The 24024-nt window shown below is 41.2% G+C and carries 28 protein-coding genes and 1 tRNA gene; 2 read left to right on the top strand and 27 right to left on the bottom strand.

The features are described 5' to 3' along the window. The 19 genes from UE46_RS01075 to UE46_RS00995 form a co-directional block, all read right to left on the bottom strand. A complete protein-coding gene (locus tag UE46_RS01075) occupies positions 1–651 on the bottom strand; it encodes a DUF998 domain-containing protein (protein ID WP_036059061.1) in 651 nt (216 codons plus the stop codon). Between the two features lie 212 nt (positions 652–863). Further along, the gene (locus UE46_RS01070) at positions 864–1739 is read right to left on the bottom strand and encodes a hypothetical protein (protein ID WP_036059059.1); all 876 of its coding nucleotides are present in this window, start codon (positions 1737–1739) and stop codon (positions 864–866) included. A gap of 42 nt (positions 1740–1781) precedes the next feature. Next, positions 1782–2066: a Mor transcription activator family protein gene (locus UE46_RS01065; protein WP_036059058.1), complete on the bottom strand. Its 285-nt coding sequence runs from the start codon at positions 2064–2066 to the stop codon at positions 1782–1784. Between the two features lie 274 nt (positions 2067–2340). Continuing rightward, positions 2341–2517, bottom strand: a complete 177-nt coding sequence (locus tag UE46_RS16425; RefSeq protein WP_324604070.1) for a T6SS immunity protein Tdi1 domain-containing protein — start codon at positions 2515–2517, stop codon at positions 2341–2343. Between the two features lie 8 nt (positions 2518–2525). Continuing rightward, positions 2526–2873: a GAD-like domain-containing protein gene (locus tag UE46_RS16420; RefSeq protein WP_324604069.1), complete on the bottom strand. Its 348-nt coding sequence runs from the start codon at positions 2871–2873 to the stop codon at positions 2526–2528. Between the two features lie 35 nt (positions 2874–2908). Continuing rightward, complete coding sequence (locus tag UE46_RS01055) at positions 2909–3346, bottom strand: SMI1/KNR4 family protein (protein WP_036059056.1); 438 nt, start codon at positions 3344–3346, stop codon at positions 2909–2911. 14 nt (positions 3347–3360) lie between these two features. Beyond that, positions 3361–4860, bottom strand: a complete 1500-nt coding sequence (locus UE46_RS01050) for an HNH endonuclease (protein ID WP_118907344.1) — start codon at positions 4858–4860, stop codon at positions 3361–3363. A gap of 2 nt (positions 4861–4862) precedes the next feature. After that, on the bottom strand, positions 4863–5225 hold the full coding sequence (locus UE46_RS01045; protein ID WP_036059054.1) for a DUF3958 family protein: 363 nt from the start codon (positions 5223–5225) through the stop codon (positions 4863–4865). Between the two features lie 10 nt (positions 5226–5235). Further along, on the bottom strand, positions 5236–5541 hold the full coding sequence (locus tag UE46_RS01040; protein ID WP_051492785.1) for a TIGR04197 family type VII secretion effector: 306 nt from the start codon (positions 5539–5541) through the stop codon (positions 5236–5238). Positions 5542–5678: 137 nt separating this feature from the next. Beyond that, a complete protein-coding gene (locus UE46_RS01035) occupies positions 5679–6389 on the bottom strand; it encodes an SMUG2 DNA glycosylase family protein (RefSeq protein WP_118907343.1) in 711 nt (236 codons plus the stop codon). Between the two features lie 235 nt (positions 6390–6624). Further along, the gene (rlmH, locus tag UE46_RS01030) at positions 6625–7104 is read right to left on the bottom strand and encodes a 23S rRNA (pseudouridine(1915)-N(3))-methyltransferase RlmH (protein WP_036059053.1); all 480 of its coding nucleotides are present in this window, start codon (positions 7102–7104) and stop codon (positions 6625–6627) included. Positions 7105–7160: 56 nt separating this feature from the next. Continuing rightward, complete coding sequence (locus UE46_RS01025; RefSeq protein WP_185423828.1) at positions 7161–7355, bottom strand: CxxH/CxxC protein; 195 nt, start codon at positions 7353–7355, stop codon at positions 7161–7163. Between the two features lie 522 nt (positions 7356–7877). Beyond that, the gene (locus UE46_RS01020; RefSeq protein ID WP_036059052.1) at positions 7878–8114 is read right to left on the bottom strand and encodes a hypothetical protein; all 237 of its coding nucleotides are present in this window, start codon (positions 8112–8114) and stop codon (positions 7878–7880) included. A 24-nt stretch (positions 8115–8138) separates the two neighbouring features. Next, positions 8139–8678 carry a hypothetical protein gene (locus UE46_RS01015; protein ID WP_036059051.1) on the bottom strand — a complete coding sequence of 180 codons (540 nt, stop codon included), beginning with the start codon at positions 8676–8678 and terminating at the stop codon, positions 8139–8141. A 13-nt stretch (positions 8679–8691) separates the two neighbouring features. Beyond that, the gene (locus UE46_RS16185) at positions 8692–8868 is read right to left on the bottom strand and encodes a hypothetical protein (protein WP_233230960.1); all 177 of its coding nucleotides are present in this window, start codon (positions 8866–8868) and stop codon (positions 8692–8694) included. A gap of 15 nt (positions 8869–8883) precedes the next feature. After that, positions 8884–9174, bottom strand: a complete 291-nt coding sequence (locus UE46_RS01010; RefSeq protein ID WP_036059050.1) for a hypothetical protein — start codon at positions 9172–9174, stop codon at positions 8884–8886. Next, positions 9164–9445 carry a hypothetical protein gene (locus UE46_RS01005; protein WP_051492784.1) on the bottom strand — a complete coding sequence of 94 codons (282 nt, stop codon included), beginning with the start codon at positions 9443–9445 and terminating at the stop codon, positions 9164–9166. Before UE46_RS01005 ends, UE46_RS01010 begins: the two co-directional genes overlap by 11 nt. Before the next feature lie 139 nt (positions 9446–9584). Then, complete coding sequence (locus tag UE46_RS01000) at positions 9585–11345, bottom strand: right-handed parallel beta-helix repeat-containing protein (protein WP_036059049.1); 1761 nt, start codon at positions 11343–11345, stop codon at positions 9585–9587. Between the two features lie 192 nt (positions 11346–11537). Then, the gene (locus UE46_RS00995; protein ID WP_036059047.1) at positions 11538–12167 is read right to left on the bottom strand and encodes a 50S ribosomal protein L25/general stress protein Ctc; all 630 of its coding nucleotides are present in this window, start codon (positions 12165–12167) and stop codon (positions 11538–11540) included. A gap of 323 nt (positions 12168–12490) precedes the next feature. Here UE46_RS00995 and UE46_RS00990 point away from each other — a divergent pair, with 323 nt between their 5' ends. Both UE46_RS00990 and UE46_RS00985 read left to right on the top strand, forming a co-directional pair. Further along, positions 12491–13429, top strand: coding sequence for an L-lactate dehydrogenase (locus UE46_RS00990; protein WP_036059046.1), 939 nt, complete (start codon positions 12491–12493; stop codon positions 13427–13429). Between the two features lie 107 nt (positions 13430–13536). Further along, positions 13537–13857 carry a putative heavy metal-binding protein gene (locus tag UE46_RS00985; protein ID WP_036059045.1) on the top strand — a complete coding sequence of 107 codons (321 nt, stop codon included), beginning with the start codon at positions 13537–13539 and terminating at the stop codon, positions 13855–13857. Between the two features lie 73 nt (positions 13858–13930). Here UE46_RS00985 and UE46_RS00980 read toward each other — a convergent pair. The 8 genes from UE46_RS00980 to UE46_RS00945 all read right to left on the bottom strand — a co-directional run bounded on the left by UE46_RS00980 (position 13931) and on the right by UE46_RS00945 (position 24024). Beyond that, positions 13931–14003: transfer RNA gene (locus UE46_RS00980), tRNA-Asp, on the bottom strand. Between the two features lie 144 nt (positions 14004–14147). After that, positions 14148–15554 carry a glutamate decarboxylase gene (locus UE46_RS00975; protein ID WP_036059044.1) on the bottom strand — a complete coding sequence of 469 codons (1407 nt, stop codon included), beginning with the start codon at positions 15552–15554 and terminating at the stop codon, positions 14148–14150. A gap of 126 nt (positions 15555–15680) precedes the next feature. Further along, complete coding sequence (locus UE46_RS00970) at positions 15681–16844, bottom strand: hypothetical protein (RefSeq protein WP_036059043.1); 1164 nt, start codon at positions 16842–16844, stop codon at positions 15681–15683. Between the two features lie 34 nt (positions 16845–16878). Further along, on the bottom strand, positions 16879–17718 hold the full coding sequence (locus UE46_RS00965) for a YitT family protein (RefSeq protein WP_036059041.1): 840 nt from the start codon (positions 17716–17718) through the stop codon (positions 16879–16881). A gap of 70 nt (positions 17719–17788) precedes the next feature. Next, positions 17789–18907, bottom strand: coding sequence for a M20/M25/M40 family metallo-hydrolase (locus UE46_RS00960; RefSeq protein ID WP_036059039.1), 1119 nt, complete (start codon positions 18905–18907; stop codon positions 17789–17791). A gap of 161 nt (positions 18908–19068) precedes the next feature. Continuing rightward, positions 19069–21522, bottom strand: coding sequence for a metallophosphoesterase (locus tag UE46_RS00955; RefSeq protein ID WP_051492783.1), 2454 nt, complete (start codon positions 21520–21522; stop codon positions 19069–19071). 383 nt (positions 21523–21905) lie between these two features. Further along, complete coding sequence (locus UE46_RS00950; protein WP_036059037.1) at positions 21906–22850, bottom strand: N(5)-(carboxyethyl)ornithine synthase; 945 nt, start codon at positions 22848–22850, stop codon at positions 21906–21908. Between the two features lie 427 nt (positions 22851–23277). Continuing rightward, positions 23278–24024, bottom strand: coding sequence for a hypothetical protein (locus UE46_RS00945; protein WP_118907342.1), 747 nt, complete (start codon positions 24022–24024; stop codon positions 23278–23280).

The following is a 24024-nucleotide window of genomic DNA, read 5'->3' as shown; positions in this document are numbered from 1 at the left end:
TTACCGTTCCTTCTTTCTGTTTTTAATTTGGCTTAAAGCAAAGACAACTATCGGTAAATAATTGAAGAAGAAACTGATCCGCTGACAGAAACCAATTTTGTTTAAAATCGGCCAATCATTGATCGCGGGAATTCTCGCTAAGCCGTAAATAGCCGCCGAAAGTAAGCTGATGATTAAGAGTACCAAATAAATTTTACTCTGCGTGGGTTGTCCTTGTTTCCGATAAAGTAAAATCAGAAATAGCGGGAATAGTAAGAACCCTGTATAGCCTAGGCCAGAGCCAATATTGTGAACCCAAGTGGAGAATGTCCAAGTCGCCTGCTCCGTGTCGATGCTGAATAATCCCGTGAAAATACAATCCCCAATGCCGTATAAACCGATCGCCGAAGCTAGTAAAATCGCCAATGTGCGAGAGGTTTTAGCAAATGTTTGGTATATTGCTGGTAAAGCTAGGACAAATAGTACACCAGATACGACAGACCAGACTAGGAATGCGCCGCGGACTGGGCTTTCCACATCGCCGAACACGCTCATTACCATCGTCATTTGGTTCAGATCTGGGTAGAAAATGCCTAGAATGTACGGTGTTAAAAAATCACTTAATACGGCTAATAATAAGAAATAAAATCCGTATTTCTTAAGGAAGTTCATGTTTTGTCCTCCTCTACTTATTTTCTTCTCTTTTGTATTTCCTATCATGTGTGGGTGATATTTTTAAATTCACTTATATAATAGCCTCTTTATTATACAACAAAAGCCGCTTATCTGTTTAGGAAGCCGTACTATTAACATTTTTTATTATTCGGAAATGGTTCACAATCTAGATATTAAAAAGAGACAACACGATGGCTGCCCCTTTAATCTTATGATGACACTTCTTCAACTTTATCGATCTCGGGATAGTAATAATAATGCGCTAATGCTGCTCCTGGTCTGAATCCATCGCTACCATCAGAACGCACCCAAATCTCATAGCTAGTCCCATTTGTAAGTTCATTCAGTACTGCCTCTACAGAATAGGTGACACCTTCCGTACTTTCACCATTATAGGCCTGTACTTTAGCTACGATATCTGCATCACTTAGTGCCTCCCCAGCATCTGCATCTGCTCCATCCATCGGTCCTCCTTCTTCAATCACCTTTTGATCCGCTTCTTGTTCTTCCTTTGCAATTTGCGCTTCTTCTTGTTGTTTTGCCAGCGCTTTCTTTTCAGTAGTTATCTTCGTTTGAGCATCTTCCGCTTGTTTTTTCAACTCTGGAAAATCAGATAAATTCTCTTTCAAAAAAGCCGCGACTTTAGTAGATGCATTATCATAGTCTTTTTCTTGGATCGCTTGCTCAATTGCTGTCCACTTCGTTTCTAAAGTTTTCTGTTGCTTTTCCAGTGTACTTATTTTTGTTTGTAAGGCCTTTGCTTTTTGCACAAGCGCGTCGGATCCTTGTTTCTCTTGAATAACTTTTTTGGCTTCTTGCGCGCTTACCTTGTAATCCTTTTTAGCATAAGCATCTGTAGCCACTTGCATCGCTTTTGTTTGTATTAGGTAAGCTTTGGCTTTTTCATCATCTTTTTTATCTTCCAGCGCCAATTCAAAAGCTGCTTCTGCTTTCGCGTAGTTCTCACCAGCAATTGCATCTAGCCCTTTTTGTAAAGCATTATTGTATGCGTCATCTGTGTCAGATTGTCCGCACCCAGCCAGTATTAATAGTAAACTCAAAATTACTGCTACATATTTTTTCATTATATTCGCTCCCCTGTCTCTATTTTCATACTAGTTCTAATATTACTTAGACAACGACTCCTCCTTTTTACTTTCCTTGATGACTTTTTGTACCCATCGTGAACTATAACCATATTCCCGTGACAGTTCATGCACGTTTTTCTCATGATATTCTTGACTGATTTTCATGCTGACTTTTTCTTTAGCATACAAGCGCACAGGAAAATTGATTTGTTGCCCACGCAAAATCGGAAACAATTTTAGCGTGCTCTCAATTCCCACAGCTTCCACCATCTCCTTATAAACCTCTGCTAAACAATCTTGTTGAATGTGTTGTTGTGAATACATCTGTTGCTCATTCCTCCTTTTTTCACCTACTTCCTTAGCTTACCAATTTACGCGAAATATTCCCAAGTTATAGTACACGAAATTTGCGTGCCTTGTGACAGTAAAAGAATTATGTGGCACCTGAATTCATTATTTTATCGCTTCCTCTATAATCACCTAATCTTCCCCAGTCAATGAGTCCCCTAAAATTTTCTACATAAAAATAGAGCCCACGCCTGTGTTAGACATTGACTCTTGAATATACTATTTATATTTGGCTTTATTTCATATTTACTTATTGAATTGGCCCTGCTAAAGCTGAGATTAGCAGAATATGCTCTTTTAGCTTCACTTTTTGCAAGTTCTCCATTTTTTCTGAGCCACCTAAAGCTAAAAGTGGAACGTAACCAAAGCATTCGTCATAAGCAGGTGTTCCCAGTTTTTTAACTGCTTCTTGGTATGGTTTCCACATAAGGTCTTCTATCCTAAACTCCTCGTCCGCAGTGTCTTCGAAAAAGAACTCAAAAGAAAAAAAATAGTTTTTACTATACCATATCGGTAATTAATCATTCGTACATAGCCGTCCGACCATATTATTAAGTCTCCCATACCAGTCGTGAACAGGACAATACCATCTGTATATCTTTCACTCGTGCTCACTAGAATTTCTTTATATTCTAGTGGATTTACTGATTTAAAATAACCTTCCATAAAAGTTCCAAATCCATACTCTTTCCAAAATTGAACAACTTCCTCTGGTACCTTATCCTGATATTCTTGTAACACATTTGCTGGCACTTTTTCAATTAATTGAAAATCTTGTAGCACGCTCATATACTCCCCTAGCCTCTCAAGGTCGAAGTTTACTCATATAAGTTAGTTAAGAACTCATCAAAATTAGCAGCAATATAGAATAAATTCTCTAATTCATCTTCATTACCTAATTCATGTTCCCAAAAATAAATGGCTCCATAATTCTCTTTATTTATACTTATGCATATTTGATTTCCCCCTGGATCATCTGCTATTGGAACAAATCCAACATCTACAAGCTCATCAAAAATATCAAAGTTTTTTTCTAAATTATCATACATCTCGCCGATACCATACAATACGTTCAATATACTTTCATACTCTCCGTCTTCCCCTTTAATTTTGAATGTTGATTTATCTGGATATCCTCCATTATAATTCAGTAAAAATTTTCTATACTCAGTTGAAAACCTGATATCATGTTCCTTTTCAAAAACTTCTAATCTATCTAGAGATAGTTTTTCATTTTTTGATGTTATTTTTACCATTGCAAATCGCTCCTTTATTTTCCTTTTCCATTTACGATTGATTGACCACCCATATGTTTAAATTCATTATGAATATCTTTTTCGACTAACATCATAGTCTTACCATCTTCCATGTGGTGCCATGTGTAGCCTTCGGGAGGCTTTTTAATATCGTTTACTGGCGGTTTAGAAATCTTGCTCAATCCAGCTCCTTTATTCGCAGCTTCATAATCTTTTGGATAATTTTTAGGTTGTGCTATTTCTATTGGAACATTATCTACATTAGGATGCTTATATGGTATAAAATCTGGGAAGCCATTTTTATATACCACTGATATATCGTTCTTATTGGTATACTTCCAATTTCCCAGTGCATCAATTTCAATTGTACCACCTTTATTTATCCATTTTTCAGGAGCACGGGAATTCATTGGTTTAGTTTTCATAATCTCATCCGTAAAATCAGCAATATTCATTTTCTTAAATGTATTGGCTTTCCTTATATTATCCACATTTTCAAATAAAAACTTAAATTCATCCGTTCGCGTCGATGCTTTGATGGCTTTTGCCACTTTTCCTAGTTTCCCGAATGGAACGAAAGTCAATGCCGTGAATGCTGCCGCCTCGTTTTGCTCAAAGGGACTCAGCTTCTCTTGCGTTATTGGATCAAGCCCTGTTTTCCAGCGATAGATATCAAAAATTGGCGCTACCATGTCAATCAGGAAAATCGCGTTTTTCATCCCTGCCAACACATGCGCTTGTTGCCATTTCGCATTGTCATAAGTCGCTTGCCCATCTAGCTTCCCGTCTTTCGTGACAAATCCAGCCACATTGCCGTCTGGTATCACGGGTAGTGGACCATTTTCTGCCGCTTTGATAAGTCTTGCGGTCTCATTATCTTTTGCTAATTTCGCTATCGCTTCTTCTCGTGCCGTCCATTGCTTCTGCAACGCCGAACGCCACGCCATATTCAAGCCCATCATATTAAAAGTTCCAGTTTTGGGTTGGAAGGCTTTATCACTATCGATTTCCGCCAATCCGCGAACAATATTCGCCGTCAAATCCATCGCACGATCAAACGAGGTCGCCGTCTCCGCATCAAATCGATACAAAGCCTCTAACTTCTCCTGCAATTTCCGCTTCAAATCCACAAAGATTGGCGTGATTAGCGCCATGCCAACCACATTATTGCTCAACTTCTCGATATCCTGAATCTGCCCATCCAATTGCCGAATCTGATTCCGAATTTCATCCTCAATCACATCTGTCGTCGCCACATCGGCTTGGAACTGCCTAGGAAACGCTTGATTTTGCCGTATCAATTCCTCACACAAACAAATCATGCCCTGCGCTAATGGTCGATACGTAGCCGCAAAGTACTGTTTTGCACTATCATACGTCTTGCCCTGCAATTCTCTGTCAAACGCAAATTCATTCACCGCCCGCATCAAGCCTTCCATTGCCTCTATCATATCATGATACGACGCCACCATGCTCTCCGATTGCGCTTCGATTTCACCCAAAAAGACATTCAAACTCAAGCCTGCTCACCGCCAAACTCCACTTTTCGACGAGCCGCATAATAGTCCGATTCCTTGTCCATCAACGCACGCTTTTCACGTTCCATTCTCGTTTGTTCTTCCTCCATGCCATCCACCACATGAAAATGTTGTCGCTGATATTCATATCGCTGCGTATCCAAAAATACCGCCATTTCTCGGTCTCGATGCCATGTACTACCAAGCTCATGAAACAACCGATTGTTCCGATTATGTACATAGTCCACTTCATCCAACAATTGCTTCTGCCTACGAATCTCCCGTTCCTTCGCATACTGGTCATCCGCGACATTCCGCAACCGCTGATTCCAACTATCTATTTCTCTATCTCTGTCATTCATCTGCCATCCCTCATTTCCCGATACGTGGGGCTGTTCCCGAAAAATCAAGCCCGTTCCCAACTTCGCGATCCACCCGCTCAAATTCCTGCGCGACCGAACGAATATGCGCCACATCCCGCCCAAAACTCTTGCCCAATTGCATCATCAATTGCTTGACTTTATCCGAGCTCTGTTTGGCGTCATGACTCACCTTCACACTCGTCCGATTCGCCAATTGCACTTGCTTCGAACCCGATTGCCGCATCGCATCCGTCGCGTGTCCCATCGAAGTCGCCACCTGATTTGCCCGACCAAGATTACTTTTTATTTGACTCATGTAAACCCTCCCATATCTGTATTCTTCTATTATATGAAATATTTAACCAACTGTACAGCCTCTTTTAATCCGAAACACAAAAACAGGATATGCCAAAGCAAGCGCATAATTTCTATAACGAGACATGGACACTATTATTATTCATGGCTTAAAGCGTTAAGATATTTCTCCATATACACATCCTTGTGCTTTGCGTTGTATTGTGTAATAAATCGTGGATGCTCTAACGGTATAATCATATCAAAAAAATGATGTTCTTTATTTATTCTGGATAAAAAATCATAATTCTCCCCGCTTCCAATGCAATAGCATATCGACGTATCTATTCCAAAACCTATCTGACTACGTATTGCACTAATAATAAAAGGAGCCAGGATTTCTTGTAACTTTTTGCTTTCGTAGTAATTACAATTAACTTCATTACCCTTTGAATTGATCCTGACGAGCCCTAGAGGACAAACAAAATTCATGTAAAAATCAGTATAAAACTTCTTACAACCTCCGTATTCTCTAATAACATCATATAAAAAGCCCGATGAAGATTGATTTATACAGAACTTGTCAATAAAAATTCCCGTTTCGCTTTGGAGGTGCTTGGCATCTTCAAAAGGAACTCCTGTTACAGCTGAGCCTCGACGTGCAGGAGAACTTCCCAATACCATACGGCGAGGTTTAGTATCGTTATAGTATTTTTGATAAAATGAAGTCGTTATGTTTCTGACTATCTCTTTTTGATCCCCTTCATATGGATTAATCGCGCGAAATCCATCTGGTAAAGCAAGCGATTTAAGAGAAAGCTTTTTATTAAATTGTAATATATGGTCAGCAAAAGTCATTTGTTCAATCATCTGGCACAATCCTTCCCGTTTTGTTTCTTATTCCATAAAGTATTTTATTAATCCTATGCATGGTATATCTAGAAATCAAGCCTATTCATAGCTGTATAGCCTCTCTTAATCGGAAATTAAAAAATGAGGCGTACCAACACTTTCCGATACAGCCTCACTTAACCTCGAAAAAATGAATCTAAATACCTACTTCCACAAACCGCTATACAAAGCCATTCCCATCAAAAAAATATCATCATTTATGATACGGTTCCCCGCGATTAATCCGGAAAGCTCGATAAACTTGCTCCACTAACACCAATCTCATCAACTGGTGTGGCAACGTTAACTTTCCAAACGATAATTTCTCGTCGCTCCGTTTCAAAACAGCATCACTTAATCCCAGCGAGCCGCCAATCACAAATGCCACCTTACTCTTTCCATATGTAGCTAGCTTATCCAGTCCATCCGCAAATTCTTCGCTGCTTTTCTGCTTTCCATCGATTGCTAAGGCAATAACATGTACGTCATCTGCTATTTTTGCTAAAATTCGCTCGCCTTCTTTGTTCTTCACCTGCACCATTTCGGCGTCACTTAGAACTTCTGGTGCTTTTTCATCTGGCACCTCTGTAATTGCAACCTTCGCATATGGGCCTAAACGTTTTGTATATTCTGCTATGCCTTGAATTAAATATTTTTCCTTCAATTTCCCTACCGTTAAAATTTGGATATTCATCTCTTATCCACCCTTTACTCACATTTTATCCACAGAAATTATCCACATATCCACAATCAGTTTCTATATTTTGTGTCTGAACATTCGTTCCCTACCATATATATCGCTTTATTTTCACAGTATCCACAGGTTATCCACAGATTTTCAGAGTTATCCACTAGCTCTAATTCTGGAAAGGTTTCAACCCCATAAACCCAGTCATCTAGCGCTTCATCGATATGTTCTTCACAACTATAAATCGGTTTTTTCAATGTTATTCCTTCTTTCCTGTTACACAAACTGTGGATAAACACACTGAACGTATGAATTTATTCACTAATGCACTTACTATAATAAGTTTATTATCAGGCATCGTCAACTATTCCATTAACTTCAAATTGGATTTTTCTAAGTTATTTGTCTATTTTGACGCTAATTTCTCTTTTTTTATAGCTTTTTCTTCTGATTTTTAAGGATTACATGTATGCTTTTCTAGTTTTGGACTTATCCCCAGTTTTATCTATTCTTACACACAAGTTATCCCCAAGTTAAATATATATATCCACAGGTAATTCTATATTTCGTGTCCGAATATACGTTCTCTACGATATATTGATATGGTAGTATATTGTTATCCACAAGTTATGCACAGGTTTAATTATTATGTTTACTTGAGATTAAAAGCATGATATCCCTTCTTAGGCAATGTCTTAGGAGTTTTAATATTATTTCGTTTTTCACTTTTATTCACAATGCTGTATTTTTTTGTGGATAACTTTCTCAATTACCCAGCTTTACTCAGCGTCATTAATAATATCAATCAGATCCTCCAGATCTAGCCCGATTTGATTTGGTTCATGATTTTCTTTTAACCCAATGTCTAAGAAAAGCGATAGTAGAATATCCAGTATGTCTTCCACTGCTTCAGGATCCAACGCATCTTCCCCTTGTGTTTCAATGATCTCAATATAATGTGCTCGCCTGTGACTGCCTAGCACATAGTACAACAAGTGTTTTTCCATGGCTTTCATTTTTTTCACCTCGCTCTACAGGAATTAGAACTTCATTTCGGAAATCGTAACGTATAAACCTGCTTCAAATCCTGCATTAAGAAATTGGAATTGAATTGGGTACGAGCCGTTAGTTAGTTCTGGATCTGCTTGATTTTGTCGAAATATATTTGGAATATCTAGTTCTTCAATTGGCTTTTCATCGCCGAATACGAAGGTGTCGGGGTCATCGTTTAGTCTCTCAAAAATATGGGACGCGATGTTTGTTGTGAACTCGATAACACCATAAAACGTCGTGGTTTCTCCTGATTGATCCATATATTCCTTGGATAAAACGCTGTCAGTTAGCGGTAGGTTATCCGCGCAAGCCTTCCATAGCTTCTTGTAATAATCAATTCGTGTTGGAAATTCTACTTCGTTAGTTATAAGTGCATAATAATGAAGTTCTGGCGGTAGATATTTGGTTAATTCGTCGACGCAATAGCGCAGATATTCTGTATTCCCATTTTCTAAGTAAATGCCAAAAATCGCGATTTTTTTGTAATTTGTATTTATTTCTTGTATTTCTGTCCAATTTTTCTTCATAAGAACTCACTCCTTAGCTTGTAAACAATTCGATAACAGCATAATATGCGTAGCTGCCAAATGAAAATAGCACGAGCAATAAGCCAACTGTTACGAATAGCTTTTTATTTTTGGTTTTCTTTGCTCTTTTTCCAAGGAGCGTTAGGCAGATTAGTATGATTATGTTGATTGCCAGTAAAATAAGTAGCATTTGAGAATCGTCTCCTTAGAATAATAAAATCGATATAATAATTGTCGCGAAACCTAATATCATTCCCATTATGCGGAAAATATTATGCCAAATTCGCTTGAAATTGAAGCCTTCTGTGATTTCAGCAAATATCGACACATTGTATAATACGATAATGAAAAGGCAACTTTTGAGAATCGTCCCTGTTATAAAATCTTGGAAGATATATTGCATAACAATTATTACTAGGACAACACCTATTAATACAACTCCCCACTGATCTAGTTTCGCCTGGATACTTCTTATTTTTTTATTTTTAGTGGCCACTCTCATACCACCTTTTAAGCCATTCTTCGGGTAACCTTACTTTTTGATACTCAAGGCTCTGTAATTCTTCTATTGTATATGTATTTTCCAAGTATAGATCCCATTGTGCGGACATATCTTCTAGCAACGTTCGGTTTCTATCTGATAAATCAGCATTAATCGATTGCTGCGTGTTATCCGTAAACAATAATTCCTCTGCGATATCGATTAATTTTTCATGGGTTATCTCGTTTTTTAGCGCTGATTGGATTGCTGTTTTTATTTCTTGCAAGTTAAATCTCCTCCTTGTACTGTCTATTCTAAAATCTTAACACAGAATCCCTCTTGAATTAACTATATTTTCATTTTTCCTAAACCGTAAACAACCAGAAATGCATCCATCGCATCCCTGGTCGTGTCCTACATATTATTTAAAACAAATACAACGGTACTTTCTTCGTCACTGCCGTCTTCCCGATCTTGCTCGTGATCCAAAGTAACTTCGGTTTGGCGCTGTAGGTTGGTTTTAGTGTGAAGTTAGCAAGGGCTCCTTTTTTGAGCGTGATGGGTTTCGTCAGTGCTTTTCCAGCGCTGTCTTTCAATTGTATCGTCTTGGTCGATTGATCTGTGAAGGACCACATAACGCCGCCTGTGATTACTCCTTTTTTATAGCTTGGCAATTGGATGACGCTGTCGAGGTAGCCTCCGATATTTTGAAACGGCTTTGTGTTTAGTGTGTTTTGGCCAAGGTATAATGTGTTCACCACTGGTAGTTTCCGGATTGGGGTTCCTGCGACCAACTGCTTCACGTTTTTACTGTTGATTTTGTTGCCTGTGACGGTTAGGAGTGATGTGCCGAAATAGGTCAGTTTGCCGCCGATCGTTTCGGTTTTTTCGCGGACGTCAATCAAGGTTTTGTAGTAGGTTGGGATGTCGCCATTGATTGTGAAGGTGTTTTTGCGAATCGTGATTCCGGATGCTAATGTGTTTTCGCTCGCACCTCCGAAAATTCGGATTGGAAAACTTATTTTTTGTGAGGTGAATTTGTTATTTTCAACTAAAATGTATTTGGGTGCTGTATATGTGTTGCGGAGTCGCAGGTTGAAGGTCATGAAGGATATGGCGTCTGGACTGTTTATGGTTACGATGTTGTTTTGATAGGTGGCGTGTGCAATTCCGCTGCCTCTTATGCCGGTATAACCAACGTACTGTGCGTTTTTCACGCCCCACTTCTGTTCGATTTTTTGATTGTCGGTGTTGCGTTTATTGTTGTTATTTTGAAGGGATACGTTATTTCCGGTGACGGAGACGTAATTGTTGGCTGGGCCGTAGCTGTCAATTCCGCCGTCAAGCATCATGTCGGGTGCGACTTTGTTCGCCTTGGCCGCGTTATAATGATAGCCGCCGTAGCGTTCCATCCAATCGATAACTTTGTTGTTGCGAATATAAATTGGTGACTTGGCTGAGCCGTTTCCTTGGTACAGGCTGATTCCGGAGCGACCTGAGTTCTTCACGGTATTTCCGTCAATTTGTAATCCATCTGTGTAGCTTGCGGTAATTCCACCTTGTAGTCCTGAATTAAGTATTTGATTATTGGCAATTTTCACGTTTGTCGCCTTTGCTACGCTTAATACGGATGATCCTACTTGATTGGCGTTTAAAATCATGTTTTGGACCGTGATATTGCTTTTTGTTATTTTTTTGTATGTGGCGTGATAGTTTGCGGTCGATTCTGCTTTTGGAACGGAGCCGATTTCGAGTAGATTGTTTTGGTACACGTTTGTATTGTGTTTCGTGAAATCGTATTTGGGCATCGTTGGATTGTACTGTAGCGTGAAGTTTCGCAGATTCAGGTTGTTCACCGTGGTTATGCCTTTGCCTGTTTCTGTTGTCATCGGCCCATTGTTCAGCGTGATTTTGGAGTCGGCAGGGTTCGTGCTTACTCCGAGTATTGTCACGTTTGATTTCAAGATAATACTTCCTGTCACTTCAAAATTCCCTTTTGGGATCGTAATGGCTGTTTTGGATTGGTTGATTGCATTTTGGAGCACTTGTGTATTGTATATTCTGATTTCTGGTGTGGCTCCGGGTTTTAGATTTAATACGGCTGCTTTTGCTTGATTGCTTTGAAGGAATAGTCCCCCGATTAAGACCATCGCAAAGCCCAGAAGCAGTAGAATCTTATTTTTCATGTTCACTACCTCCTAATTCCTAACACTTTTATGTCTTGCTTCAATCTGTTTGCCCGTTCTTAATTCTATGTAAACCTTCGTGTAATTGTGAACACTTTGTGACGAAAAATTGGACAAAATAAAAAAACGAGCAACAGCGCCAAATTTCTAGCGTTATTACTCGTTTTTAGTATTATTTTTTACTTTTGAAATTTATTTATCTGCATTGCCTTCTGAACCGTGGATTGCTTCTGGTTCTGTCACTGCACTGCTTGTTGTTTCTGGCTCATCAGCAGAACGTGGTGCTGAAACTGTCGCGATAACTTCTTCGCCATCAGTAATCACTGTGTAGTCAGCGTTTTTAGCTAGGTCTGCTACTGTGATTGCATCGCCAATGTCAAGGTTTGTAATATCTACTTCTACTACTTCTGGTAATTTGTCTGGTGTTGTAGCAACAGTTAGATCGTATAATACTTGTTGCAAGACTCCACTAAGCTTAACGCCTTTGGACTCGCCTACCAAGCTGATATTTACAGTCGCTTCAACTTCTTCGGACATATCTACCGCAAGTAAATCGATATGCTCAATGTCACCTTTTAATGCATCTGTTTGGTAATCATGTAGTAATACGTTTAATTTCGCTCCGTCGATTGTTACTGAAAATACGGAATTACGGCCATTATCTCGAACTGCTTTAATGAACGTTAAAGCGTCAACGGATACTGGAACGTTTTCTGCTTTGTAACCATATATAACACCTGGAATTCTACCTGCATTACGGATAGCTGTTATGTTCGAATGCGGTTTTGTTTCTCTTTTTTGGACTTCTAATGTTGTTGCCATGAAAAATCACTCCACTCATTTTATATTGTACACTTCCATCATATACCCTTTTGCCTCAAAAATGAAACGATAAGGGTCTTTCTGACTAATAATTCGACATTTCCCTGTAAAGCAAGGTTTATAACTTCATATATTAAGGTAAAGAGAGGAGAAACCTATTTACTTTGTGTGAACGGGCTTTCATCACCCAAAATCTGTATCATAGCGCTTACACATTTTCTATATAACACTTTTTCGAAACTTAGTCGTTCAAGGTTTCACAAATGAAAATATCATGTTATACTGTACTAGTAGATTGTATTTTTTGAAGGAGGAATTTAAAAATGAAAGATCATCAAAAAATCATTTTAGTCGGGGATGGAGCTGTCGGTTCTAGTTACGCCTTTGCTTGTGTGAATTTAAACATTGGGCAAGAATTCGGGATTATTGATATAGATAAGGATAGAACGATTGGGGACGCGATGGATTTAAGTCACGCGGTACCTTTTTCAGCGCCTAAGAAAATTTACTCAGCGAATTATAGTGATTGTCACGATGCGGATATCGTTGTTGTTACAGCTGGTACGGCGCAAAAACCTGGTGAAACTAGACTGGATCTTGTGAGCCGTAATATACGTATTATGAAATCGATTGTGGACGAAGTTATGGCGAGCGGATTTGACGGTATTTTCTTGGTAGCGTCGAACCCAGTGGATATTCTTACTTATGCGACTTGGAAATTCTCTGGTCTTCCAAAAGAGCGCGTGATTGGTTCTGGTACGAGTCTTGATACGGCGCGTTTCCGGATGTCGATTGCGGATTTCTTGAAAGTCGATGCGCGTAATGTCCATGGCTATATTTTGGGTGAGCATGGCGATACGGAATTCCCGGCTTGGAGCCACACAACGGTTGGTGGTCTGCCAATTACGGAATGGATCGATGATAGTGAGCAAGGCGCGATGGATACGATTTTCGTGAGTGTTCGTGACGCGGCTTATGAAATCATCAACAAAAAAGGCGCAACGTTCTACGGGATTGCAGCAGCACTTGCCCGGATTACAAAAGCGATTCTGAATAACGAAAACGCGATTTTACCATTGTCTGTATATATGGATGGACATTACGGCTTGAACGACGTGTACATTGGTGCGCCAGCTGTCGTGAACCGCAAAGGTGTTCGCCACGTTGTTGAGATGAAGTTGAATGATCAAGAAAAAGAACAAATGGCAAACTCCTCGGCTACTTTGAAAAAAGTGCTGGATGATGCGATGAAAGATTATTAATAAAATGCTTCGAGCGCTGAATTAGGATTCAGCGCTTTTTTTGTGTTTTCTGGCGGAGTATGCTATTTTAATGTCATAACATCATAAAAATTAGGAGGTAATGGAACATGATTTCAACAACAACGCCGAGTGTAGATGGCAAGCAGATTGTGGAATATAAGCAGATCGTTTTTGGAGAGGTAATTACTGGGGTTAACTTTATGAAGGATATTGGCGCAGGATTGCGTAATTTCTTCGGTGGACGCTCGGAGGGTTATGAGCAAGAACTAGTAGCGGCTCGTGAGGAAGCGATTCGCGAAATGGAAGAGCGTGCGGCGAAACTGGGCGCGAATGCCGTAGTTGGCGTGGACATCGATTATGAGGTACTTGGTGCTGATAATGGGATGTTGATGGTGACGGCTTCTGGGACTGCGGTTGTCGTAGCGTAAAACGAAATCTATAACGAAAAATCGCGTCTTGTCTGGGAAATTAACTCCTAAACAAAACGCGATTTTTATTTGACGGTCCCGACGGGATTTGAACCCGCGATCTCCTGCGTGACAGGCAGGCATGTTAACCCCTACACCACGGAACCTTTCTTGCTGCACCATTTTTGGCACTTCCTTATTAAAACATGTTTCAGCCTTGAGGTCAAGCGTTTTCGGGAGTTTTATCAAAAAAAGAGAGCTAATCGCTAAATTCAGCTCTCTCAGACGGTATAAAAGCCGCTTTTTGTAACTTAGTGGGTAAAGCCGTGTGTTTTTTTCGGATGCTTGTCCGCACTCGGTAGGATATGTGATTTCTCTAGTTTTTCGATCGTTGCTTTTAGATCGCGAACGAATAGTAGCGCGGAATCGTAGCTGAAATCGCCTTTGATAACGACGCGTAAAACAACCATTTCTTCTAGATCTGCGGGCATTGGATACGCCGGAACTTGCCAGCCGCGCATCCGCAAGAAATCAGACAAGTCATAGAGATCCCATTTCACATCTGCGTCTTCTTTTAAAGTCCATGCGACAACTGGTAATTGCTCCGCTCCGTTCACAATTTCGAACATGCCTAGTTTTTCGAGTTCTTTTGTGATGTATAGGGCGGCTTTTTGCGTGCGGGAATGGACTTGGCGGAAGCCTTCGAAACCGAGTCGCAGGAATAAGTAATATTGGGCAACGATAAGGCTCGCGGGACGTGAAAAATTGATAGCCATGGTTGGCATGTCGCCGCCTAGATAGCTGACGTTGAAAATAAGTTCTTTTGGTAGCCATTCTTTGTCTTTCCACACGACCCAACCGACGCCAGGGTATACCAGACCATATTTGTGCCCGGATGTATTGATGGATTTGACGTTATCGAGGCGGAAATCCCATTCTAAATTGGGTTCCATGAATGGGGTGTATAAGCCTCCTGACGCTGCATCCACGTGAATATACACTTTCACCTTACTTGTTTCGTTATAGGTCGTGATCGCCTCGTCCAGAGCTTTGATGTCATCGTAACGGCCTGTGTAGGTTAATCCCATGATGCCGACGACGCAAATGGTGTAGTCATCGATGAGGTCGATCGCTTTATCTGGATCAAGCGCGAGGCATTCTTTTGTAACCGGGACTTCGCGCAATTCAACATCCCAGTAGACGCCAAATTTCTCCCAAACGACTTGGTATGCGGAGGAAATGATCATGTTTGGACGTTTACTCATGTCGAGGCCGAGTTCGCGCGCTTGTTTTTTCCAGCGAAAAAGTGCTGCCATTCCGCCGAGCATGCAGGCTTCGGATGAGCCAACCGTCGACGTACCAATGAACTCATCTCGTTCATCTGCATTCCACAGGTTTGCGATAATGTTGACGCAACGCTCTTCAATTTCTGCTGTTTGTGGGTATTCTGATTTGTCGACCGCATTTTTATCAAGCGTGTTCATGATTAGTTGCTGCGCTTCTGGCTCCATCCACGTCTGTACAAATGTCGCTAAGTTCTGGCGAGCGCTTCCCTCATCGCGCAATTCATCCATGATAAAATCGTACGCAGCACCTGCTGGCATTGTATCTGCTGGAATTTCATAGCGCGGTAGTGGTTGTTCGGATAGCCCTTCCCCATAAAATAACCGTATTTCATCGTGCTTCGAGTCTTTTTTATTTCCTCCAAGTAACGCCATTTTCTGGTCATCTCCTTTTTAATGTCATCATAGTTACCATAGTCTCTTTCGTCTCGTGGCAAACCTCAACGGAAAATTCCGCGCAAAAAGAGGAGAAAGCAAGTCTATGCTTCTCCTCTTTTAAAGTCAATGTATTAACTCGGCCAAAATACTGGTGATGATGACCGAAGTTATTGTTACTGTTGAAAAACCTGCGATGATCATCTTCGGTAAAATTTGACCTTCAATTGCCGCGATTTCTTGTTCGTTTTCACCAACACTTCTCGCGGCTTCCTGACTCAAAATCATTGTTCCTGGGAACCCATATAGTGTCGTGAGCCCAATCGCGATGGACATTGAAAGACTGTACCCGAGGATTTTCCCCATGACGGCGGAGAATGCGACGCTTCCTGTTACACCTATGGCGAACGCGATGCAAAGTGGACCGATAAGTGCGATTAGATCGTCGACGGAGGATGTCGCTAGCGGGCCGAAAATAATGATTAAAATAGCGAGCATCATAAGGCCGTAAGCATCGATTCCGCTTAGAATGTTCGGTTTGAAAACGCCAAATGCGCGTAATAGGATACCAAGTAGTAAGGCAACGACGAATTTGTTGAGAACGCCGTCCGTGATGTTGTTGACGTAAGCTGCGAGTACTACTACGACGCCGACTACGAACAGGGTTCCAGCTGTTGTTTGTAACGCTTTTGGCAAGATCGTTTTGCCTTCTTCGTGATGCTCTTCAGCTTTTACAACTTGAAGTGTCCCTGCGCGATATTCCCCTTTTAAACGGTTCGCTTCTTTTCGCAAAATGAGGGATGTCAACGGGAAACCAATCAAGCCCTGGAACGCTGCAATTAAAACTGGGAAAACAGCGACAAGCATAAGACCTGAAGCGAGCGCGGCATCTTGCACGATGATGACTGAGATTGTTCCCCCGCTGATCGCGCCGATTGCTGCAATGACAAAATTTTGATCTAAGAAAAAAGAACCGATTAAGAATAGGAAGGCAACGATACCAAGTACCGCCGCGACTCCGATTACAACTGTTTTCCATTGTTTTTTTAGTTCGTCGAGGCTGATCATGGTTCCGATGTGGACAATGATGAAGCCAACAACCGTCTGTCCAAGCGCGAGTAGGGATGAACTTGTTAGCAGATCTTCTGGGAATATATTTGTTTTAAATCCTACCAGGAAAATGATCGAAGCGACGAGTAGTGAGGAAATGAGTGATTTTGTTTTTTTAGAAACGTAGTCACTGATAACCCAAATAAGCATGATAATCGTAAAAGCTGTCACTGGATTCATGATTAATTCCCCCTTTTTGTTGTGTTTTTAGTTTTTATTCAATTGTATGATAACTGAAACCGAGGCCGTGTACTTCAGACACCGTATAGGCGATGACAAAGGAATGTTTGTCGTAGGAGTTAATCATTTTGAGAACCGCTGGATATTCCCGACTTTCAAGAATGACCATCAGCATTGTTTTATCGCTCCCCGTGTATCCCCCTGATACAGAGAAAACTGTGACGCCACGCCCGACTTCTTCGAGCAAACCAGCTTTGATGTCTTCCATTTTTTTCTCGCTCATAATCATTACGGCTTTACGTTTTTTGAGGCCTGTCTCCAAGAAATTCATAATTAGTGCAACTAAAATCAATGAGAGAATCGCGAATAAAAATTCTTCTACTCCGAATACGAAAATATTGAAAATAACGATAATCGAATCGACTAAAAATAAGCCTAGCGATGTGTTCAAATTGAAATATTTTTTAAAAATAAGTGGCGGTATCGTCGTCCCGCCGCTAGAAGCCTCAATACGATAGAGAATCGCGACTCCAATTGCAAAAATCATGCTGCCGAATATGACCGAAAGTAAGCGATCTTGTGCCAACATGACTTCTGGGATTACTGCGAGCGACAATGGTAATAGTAAACTTCCTAGGAAAGATCTAATAAATACGGCCCTGCCTAGAAAAATGAATGCTAAAATAAGCATGACTACGTTCAAAACTAGTACTGTTATCGCAATATTAATGCCAAATGCTTGCTCCACTAGGATTCCGATACCACTTACGCCACCTGCTGCAACATGATGTGGCGCTAGAAATAGGTTGATACTGGCACCAATAAGCCCGATAGAAATCGCTACTAGGAAAAATTGTTTTATGATATGTTTCATTCAAACACCTTCTATTCTGATTTAGTTTTCTCATCTTCCAGCTTACGAAGGTTCCTGTTATACCGCTTGTTTACTTCGTTGCTACCTGCTTTATAATTTCGTACGCTAACGCTGCCGCCTTTTCTAATTCGCGAATTGGAATATATTCGTGAATGGTGTGAATTTTTTCATAGCCGATCGATAAGTTGGTCGTTTCTTTTCCGTGTTCGTTTAAAACATTAGCATCGCTACCGCCACCACTGATTTCATGTTTCGCTTCCATGCCTAGGTTTTCCATTGCTTCTGTGGCGATTTTGACAACCTTTGTTTCGGCATCAAAGTGGAACCCGCTGTAGCTTTTTTCAACGTTTATTGTAATAGCTCCGCCCATTTCTGTCGTTGCCTTTTCGAATAAATCTTTCATATGCTGTATTTGTTTCTCGTAGGATTCCATCTGGATCGAGCGAACTTCTGCAACGAGGCGTACCTGCTCCATCACAACATTAGTCGCCGTTCCGCCTTCGATGGTACCAATATTCGCCGTTGTTTCGGAATCAATGCGTCCTAGTTTCATTTGGGACATAGCGGAAACTGCGATAGCGAGTGCCGAAACACCTTTTTCAGGCTCAACTCCTGCGTGTGCCGCAATCCCGTCAATGACAATTTCAAGCCTCGCTTTGGTCGATGTGCCTATTGTAATGCTGCCGACTGGACCGCCTGTATCTAAAACAAAACCATAATCCGCTTCGAGCAGGCTCATGTCAAACGCTTTAATTCCGATAAGGCCGCTTTCTTCTCCAATTGAAATCACGAATTCCAGCGTCCCGTGCGGCGTGTTATTTTCCGCAATCAGTTGAATCGTTTCGATCATTGCCGCGATGCCAGCTTTATCATCCGCGCCCAAAATCGTGCTCCCATCTGAATAAATGATATCATCTTTAATCTGCGGCTTTATCCCGACACCTGGAGTAACCGTATCCATGTGGCAAGAAAAGAACATCGCATCTGCATCCGTCGTTGCAGGTAAGCGGCATAGTAAATTATTGGCGCCAAAACCTGTTTCTGTCATCGAATTATCCTCTATTACTTCCAAACCTAGCGCCTGAAATCGTTCTTTTAAGTACGCTTGAAATTTCCCTTCGTGCCCTGTTTCCGAATCGATCTGTACTAATTCTATAAATGTGTCCACTAATCGCTTGCTATTGACCATTGTTGATTCCTCCCTTAACGGTGAACATGATAGTATATTTTAAAATTTCCCGCTATTTATTCACCTTAAACTAAATTTGACATATATTAAATCATTTGTAAAGTATTTATTGTAGAATATAAAAAGTTAGCGCATCACACGGAGCGCTAACTTTTGATTCCTTATAATTTATATTTTCTGCGCCATAAAAGTGCGGTTCCAAATATCAAGAAGCTGATACCTAAAACAACGAGCGCCCACATCGTATCTGTATCTCCTGTTGTTGGTAAATTGTCATCGTTATCCTCCGAAGACGGTGTTTCCGCGCTAGTTACCAACGTTTCTGGCGTTGTTGCACCATCTTGATCCGGAAGTGGCTGAACCGCGTCTGGCGTCGTTTGTGTATCTGGATTTGCCGGAACTTCAGGCGCGACTGGCGTTTCTGGCGTTGTCGGTGTTTCAGGCTGCGTTGGTACCTCTGGAGTTACTGGTGGCACTGGATCTGTCGGCGTTTCTGGATCTGGTGTTTCTGGCGGTGTCATTTCCTCTTTCAGTTTATCCAAATCAGCCAATTTCGCAGTTAATACCGCCGAATTCGTCACGTATTTTTGCAACGTCCCATCCAGGTTATCAAAAGATGCCTTCGCCGCTAAAATGACCGCCTCATCCGCGAGCGCCACTTTGCTTGGTAGGGCTTCAATTTCAGATGTAACTGCTTTGGCCCGGTCCGTTTTCAAAATGCCATACGAGTCAAAAAGATTCGCGTCCGCCGTTGCCCTTGCTGTACTCGCGGCTTTGGCGTCATACGTATAGGCTTTATACGTGAAACGATCCTCCGTAAAACTTACACCTGCAAACATTTGCAACATCGGTTGGGCGTATTTGGCAGGATACACGCCTGAAGCGGCCATCTTACTTTCCGATTGTGGCTGATAAAACTTGTAACCACTCGTATTTATCACGTAATAACTTTGTCCACCTGGATCAACATCGAGCGAAACACCGTCTTCCTGCTCTTTTCCAATCGTGTCCGTCGCAATCGGCGTTTTACCATCCATTTGCTGCGAACGGAAATAGCTATGATCGTGTCCTTGCAAAACGACATCAATCCCCAACTCATCGAAAACTGGCGCTAATTGATCACGCAGCGTCACGATTTCCGTATCGGTCATATGACTTGCCACCGTATAAATCCCTTTATGGAACGCGACAACTAACCATTTCGCACCGTCCGCACGCGCTTTTTTAGCATCTTCTTTTAGCCATGCAAGTTGCGTCGGATCAAGTGCTCGCGAATCCTGATCGTTCGTATTCAACATCATGAAATGCGCGGGGCCATAATCAAACGAGTAGTAAACGCCTTTATTCAAATTGTTCGCGTTCGCTGGATGGTCATAGTAAAAATGTTGGCGGAACGAATTGTTGAACGCATCATGGTTCCCTGTCGCAGCCGCTATCGTCGTGTTGCTAAGCAGATTCTGCGAAGTCCCAAACAGCCAGCCCCATTCCGCGGGACTAGAAGACGTGTTCACCAAATCACCCGTCTGCAAAATGAACTCCGACTTTGGATACATCGAAAAACCTTTGTTCAGCGTCGCGTCCGTCCAGCTATATTCTTCCTCACTACTTCCTTGCGAATCCGTCACATACAGAAAATCAAAAGCTTTCGTATCACGTTTTTGCGTCATAAACTTAGCTGGCTCACTCCATTTATCCCGCGTCTTATCACCAACACGGTACCAATACGCGCTCCCCGAATCCAAGTATTTCGCTGCGACCTGATGCGAGTATCCGCCTATCGCAGCGTCATTCGCCTCACTTTTCCCCGTTACCGTCTGTGCACCAGTAAAGTTTGGCGTTGCGCCCGCCACTTTCACATATTGCAAATCCGATCCCGCATCCGACTTCGTATGCCACGTGAAGCCTTTTTGCGTTTGCGTATTACCAAAGAACGTCACCGCGATCTTTGACGGCGTATAATTCTCATCCGGCACAACCACGTCTGGCGTCACGAATCCCGTCAATTCCGCATCAAACGTCACGTCCGAACTCGATCCCTTCTGCTGAAAAACCGCTACAGCAATCGTGTTGGCGCCTTCCTTAAGCGGTACCGCGCCAAGTTTTATGCCCTCGTATTCGACAGCGTCCGCGCTCTGTTGCCCCGAGTAATCCGCGAAATTAATCATCCCATCCACGAGTCGCACACGCTTCACTTCTTTCCCATTCACATAAACAACCGCGCTGTCATCCGCTTTAAGCGCCAAGTTCGTCCGCAAATATTTAGCCGCATCCTTCACATCAAAGGTTTTCCGAAAAAAGTAAACCGGATACTTCTTATCCGCGTCTGCGCCGTAAGAAATCGTTGTATTTATTTTGATCTCCGCATTTTTCGGATTATAACCAAGCGCCCCTTTTCCAGACTTCCATGCCTTATCGTCAAACGCCGCGTCTTTCCAAGTCTCACCAGGATACGTTCCTTGGTCCCAATACTTCCAATCCGATTCCTTGGCGACGAGCGTATCTCCCGCCACATCCTCTGCTTTTACCACATTTTGAAACGGTGCATATGTAACCCCTATCTGAACTAAAATAACCGCTACCAACAAACAAATAAACCCTGATTTCCACTTTTTCACGTGTACAATCCCCCTCAAATTCACTTACCACACAAGTGTATCCCACCAATGTTAAGCGTTGTTTGAGAAATTGTATCGTTGCTGTTGACTGCTTGTAAATTTTCAAACCTTACGGGAATTATGATAAAACTGTAAGATAAACTTATCGAATTGTTATGTAGATCGCGGGAAAATCCAATGTTCGCAGTCTATAATGGAACTAAGAAAGGAGCTGTTCATTATGAAAAAAGTATGGCGAATCATCACGGCTATCGGCGAAACATTCATTGATCCAGCAAAAATGGCAAAGGAAGTTAACCGTGCTAGCTAAACACCATTACCGAAAACCCCGATTATAGCGCCCCCAAACAGTTCACAGGGCTTATAATCGGGGTTTAAGTATGTTATTTATAAATAGGATTCATAACCACAACAACACTGGCTTCAAGCGTCGCATTAGCTTTACTTTCAATTAAATCATCAATATATTTCGCAATTTCCTTCGAGATGGAGTGCGATGCCGTTCGAAAAAGCAGGCTCGGCGTATGATCCACCGCATAATGGAGAACACCGTCGACAACATAGGTTGGATTATCAATCGTCGTTGGAATCGTCGTCTCAATCGCACCACCACGATCACAACTCACATCAATAATGATCGCATTTTTCTTCATCCGCTGCAAATCTTCTCGATACATAATATGATCCGTCCGCGCCAAATCCCAAAGAATCGCATTTATAATCACATCATAGCCCGGCAATTCTTTTTTGAAAAGTTCTTCTTGATTCCGATTATAAATATGAACCTCCGCACCAAGATTCTGTAATATTTTTTGTGCACCGTGCGATACGTTACCGCGTCCCAATATTGCTACTTTTGTGTTGTAAGGCATTTCGCCAATCAGCTGGTACGCATGCATAATCGCACCTTCTCCGGCCAATTCGTTATTCACCCAGAAACAATGGCGATTCATGTAGTCCATATTTTCCCACGCGTAGGCTTTTACTTCCGATTGGGCTAACTTCTCCACGATATCTTTATTCTGCTCGGCGTGAACCCAGCCAAATATCGTTTGTCCTTTTTTCAAATGGCTCAAGAAGTCAGAATCGCCAATCTTCGGTTCGCAGATGATATCTTGACGCAATACCTCTTCTCTCGATTGGATCGTACAACCTAGCGCCGTATATTCCGCATCTGGTATGCCAAGTGTATCGCCATATCCTTTTTCAAAAAAAAGCTGATCCTTGTTTGTAATTGTTGCTATGTGTTCCGGAAGTAAAGCAATTCTCTTTTCATTTTCCTTATGACTATTCACAAAACCCATCGTCTTTTTCTTCATTTCTAACATTTTTTTGACCTCCATTATATTTGTGGTATAGGCGTTTAGTCTAGTATTTTTTGTTTATACCGACTTTTCCGACTAATAATCCGTTTGAGATATTGCATGGTATCTGGAAACTCGGCCATCTGCGAGTTGTATATACTGCAAATAGCGATTAGATGGATCAACCCGAACAACTTCCAAAAATGAAGGGCGTACAGATTTTCCTCTATCAATCATTCCTTTCCTATGCGTAACATAAAACAAAACATAATGAAGCTCGCGTAAATCAGCAACCACTTGCTATCTTAATAGTAACACATAAAAACGATACGATGCTAATTTATGTGAAATTTTTACATCACGGATTGGGTATTACACTGAAGCAAAAACCCCGATTATAGCCTCCATTCTGTTTCAATAGGCTTGCAAACGGGGTTTATACGTTTATTTATTAGATTTTAGATTTTTTAATACCGAATGGACTTTTACTCCATCTTGAAGGGTGGTAAGTTTTGTAACTTTCTACGTCCATATCCTTAATAGCCTCTTCAACCTCTTCCTTTAGATTTGATGTACACGCATTAATTATCAGCTTGGTTTCACGTATCTGATCCCACAATTCCTTAAATTCATTTTTACAACTAGCCCCCCATAACTTCTTCCAAACTTTATCCCGCAATTTCCCATCGATTTGTCCAGCTGGCTTTAAACTTCTAAGTGAAGTTTGAAATGGCACTGGATTAATAATATACAACCTGTATTTTCCTTCGTCTAAAACATCAATACCACTCAGTACTTTTCCAAGGTACTCTTTAATATTACTCCCTGTTTTTCCTTGAGCTGGAGCGATTGGTTTTAATTCCCCATTACAAATATTGTATTCATCTACATGCGGAGACTCTAGTAAGAGTATAACATTGGGATAAGCTTTTCCACTCAACGCTTCATCCAGCTTCATCCCATTGAATTTCCCCAATTCCCCACTCTCTATCTCATGAATAGTAATTTTCTTATTAGCTTCAACTTTAATATCATATCGATATTCATTTGGCACCCTCATTGGTTCAGAAAAAAAGGCTTGCTTTATGACGAAATCACCATCTTTTTCTTCATAATATTTTTTAGTATCCAGTATTTCAAACTCTGATCCTAAATCTACCTTTTCATCACCGATCTGCAAAAAAATTTTACTTTTCAT

This window comes from Listeria weihenstephanensis (assembly GCF_003534205.1).
Taxonomy (GTDB): domain Bacteria; phylum Bacillota; class Bacilli; order Lactobacillales; family Listeriaceae; genus Listeria_A; species Listeria_A weihenstephanensis.
The sequence above is the reverse complement of the archived record's forward strand: the minus strand, read 5'-3'. Positions and strand labels throughout refer to the sequence as shown.

Bases quoted from the DNA above. Each gene is read 5' to 3' on its own strand.
- UE46_RS01035 (WP_118907343.1), bottom strand. From the start codon at position 6,389: ATGATTGAACAAATGACTTTTGCTGACCATATATTACAATTTAATAAA.
- UE46_RS01055 (WP_036059056.1), bottom strand. From the start codon at position 3,346: ATGGTAAAAATAACATCAAAAAATGAAAAACTATCTCTAGATAGATTA.
- UE46_RS01070 (WP_036059059.1), bottom strand. From the start codon at position 1,739: ATGAAAAAATATGTAGCAGTAATTTTGAGTTTACTATTAATACTGGCT.
- UE46_RS16425 (WP_324604070.1), bottom strand. From the start codon at position 2,517: ATGTGGAAACCATACCAAGAAGCAGTTAAAAAACTGGGAACACCTGCT.
- UE46_RS00995 (WP_036059047.1), bottom strand. From the start codon at position 12,167: ATGGCAACAACATTAGAAGTCCAAAAAAGAGAAACAAAACCGCATTCG.
- UE46_RS16185 (WP_233230960.1), bottom strand. From the start codon at position 8,868: ATGCTACTTATTTTACTGGCAATCAACATAATCATACTAATCTGCCTA.
- UE46_RS00945 (WP_118907342.1), bottom strand. From the start codon at position 24,024: ATGAAAAGTAAAATTTTTTTGCAGATCGGTGATGAAAAGGTAGATTTA.
- UE46_RS00960 (WP_036059039.1), bottom strand. From the start codon at position 18,907: ATGGTCAATAGCAAGCGATTAGTGGACACATTTATAGAATTAGTACAG.
- rlmH (WP_036059053.1), bottom strand. From the start codon at position 7,104: ATGAATATCCAAATTTTAACGGTAGGGAAATTGAAGGAAAAATATTTA.
- UE46_RS00970 (WP_036059043.1), bottom strand. From the start codon at position 16,844: ATGAATCCAGTGACAGCTTTTACGATTATCATGCTTATTTGGGTTATC.
- UE46_RS00975 (WP_036059044.1), bottom strand. From the start codon at position 15,554: ATGGCGTTACTTGGAGGAAATAAAAAAGACTCGAAGCACGATGAAATA.
- UE46_RS00990 (WP_036059046.1), top strand. From the start codon at position 12,491: ATGAAAGATCATCAAAAAATCATTTTAGTCGGGGATGGAGCTGTCGGT.
- UE46_RS01045 (WP_036059054.1), bottom strand. From the start codon at position 5,225: ATGAATGACAGAGATAGAGAAATAGATAGTTGGAATCAGCGGTTGCGG.
- UE46_RS01000 (WP_036059049.1), bottom strand. From the start codon at position 11,345: ATGAAAAATAAGATTCTACTGCTTCTGGGCTTTGCGATGGTCTTAATC.
- UE46_RS01020 (WP_036059052.1), bottom strand. From the start codon at position 8,114: ATGAAAGCCATGGAAAAACACTTGTTGTACTATGTGCTAGGCAGTCAC.
- UE46_RS01075 (WP_036059061.1), bottom strand. From the start codon at position 651: ATGAACTTCCTTAAGAAATACGGATTTTATTTCTTATTATTAGCCGTA.
- UE46_RS01040 (WP_051492785.1), bottom strand. From the start codon at position 5,541: ATGAGTCAAATAAAAAGTAATCTTGGTCGGGCAAATCAGGTGGCGACT.
- UE46_RS00950 (WP_036059037.1), bottom strand. From the start codon at position 22,850: ATGTTAGAAATGAAGAAAAAGACGATGGGTTTTGTGAATAGTCATAAG.
- UE46_RS00965 (WP_036059041.1), bottom strand. From the start codon at position 17,718: ATGAAACATATCATAAAACAATTTTTCCTAGTAGCGATTTCTATCGGG.
- UE46_RS01015 (WP_036059051.1), bottom strand. From the start codon at position 8,678: ATGAAGAAAAATTGGACAGAAATACAAGAAATAAATACAAATTACAAA.
- UE46_RS01065 (WP_036059058.1), bottom strand. From the start codon at position 2,066: ATGTATTCACAACAACACATTCAACAAGATTGTTTAGCAGAGGTTTAT.
- UE46_RS00985 (WP_036059045.1), top strand. From the start codon at position 13,537: ATGATTTCAACAACAACGCCGAGTGTAGATGGCAAGCAGATTGTGGAA.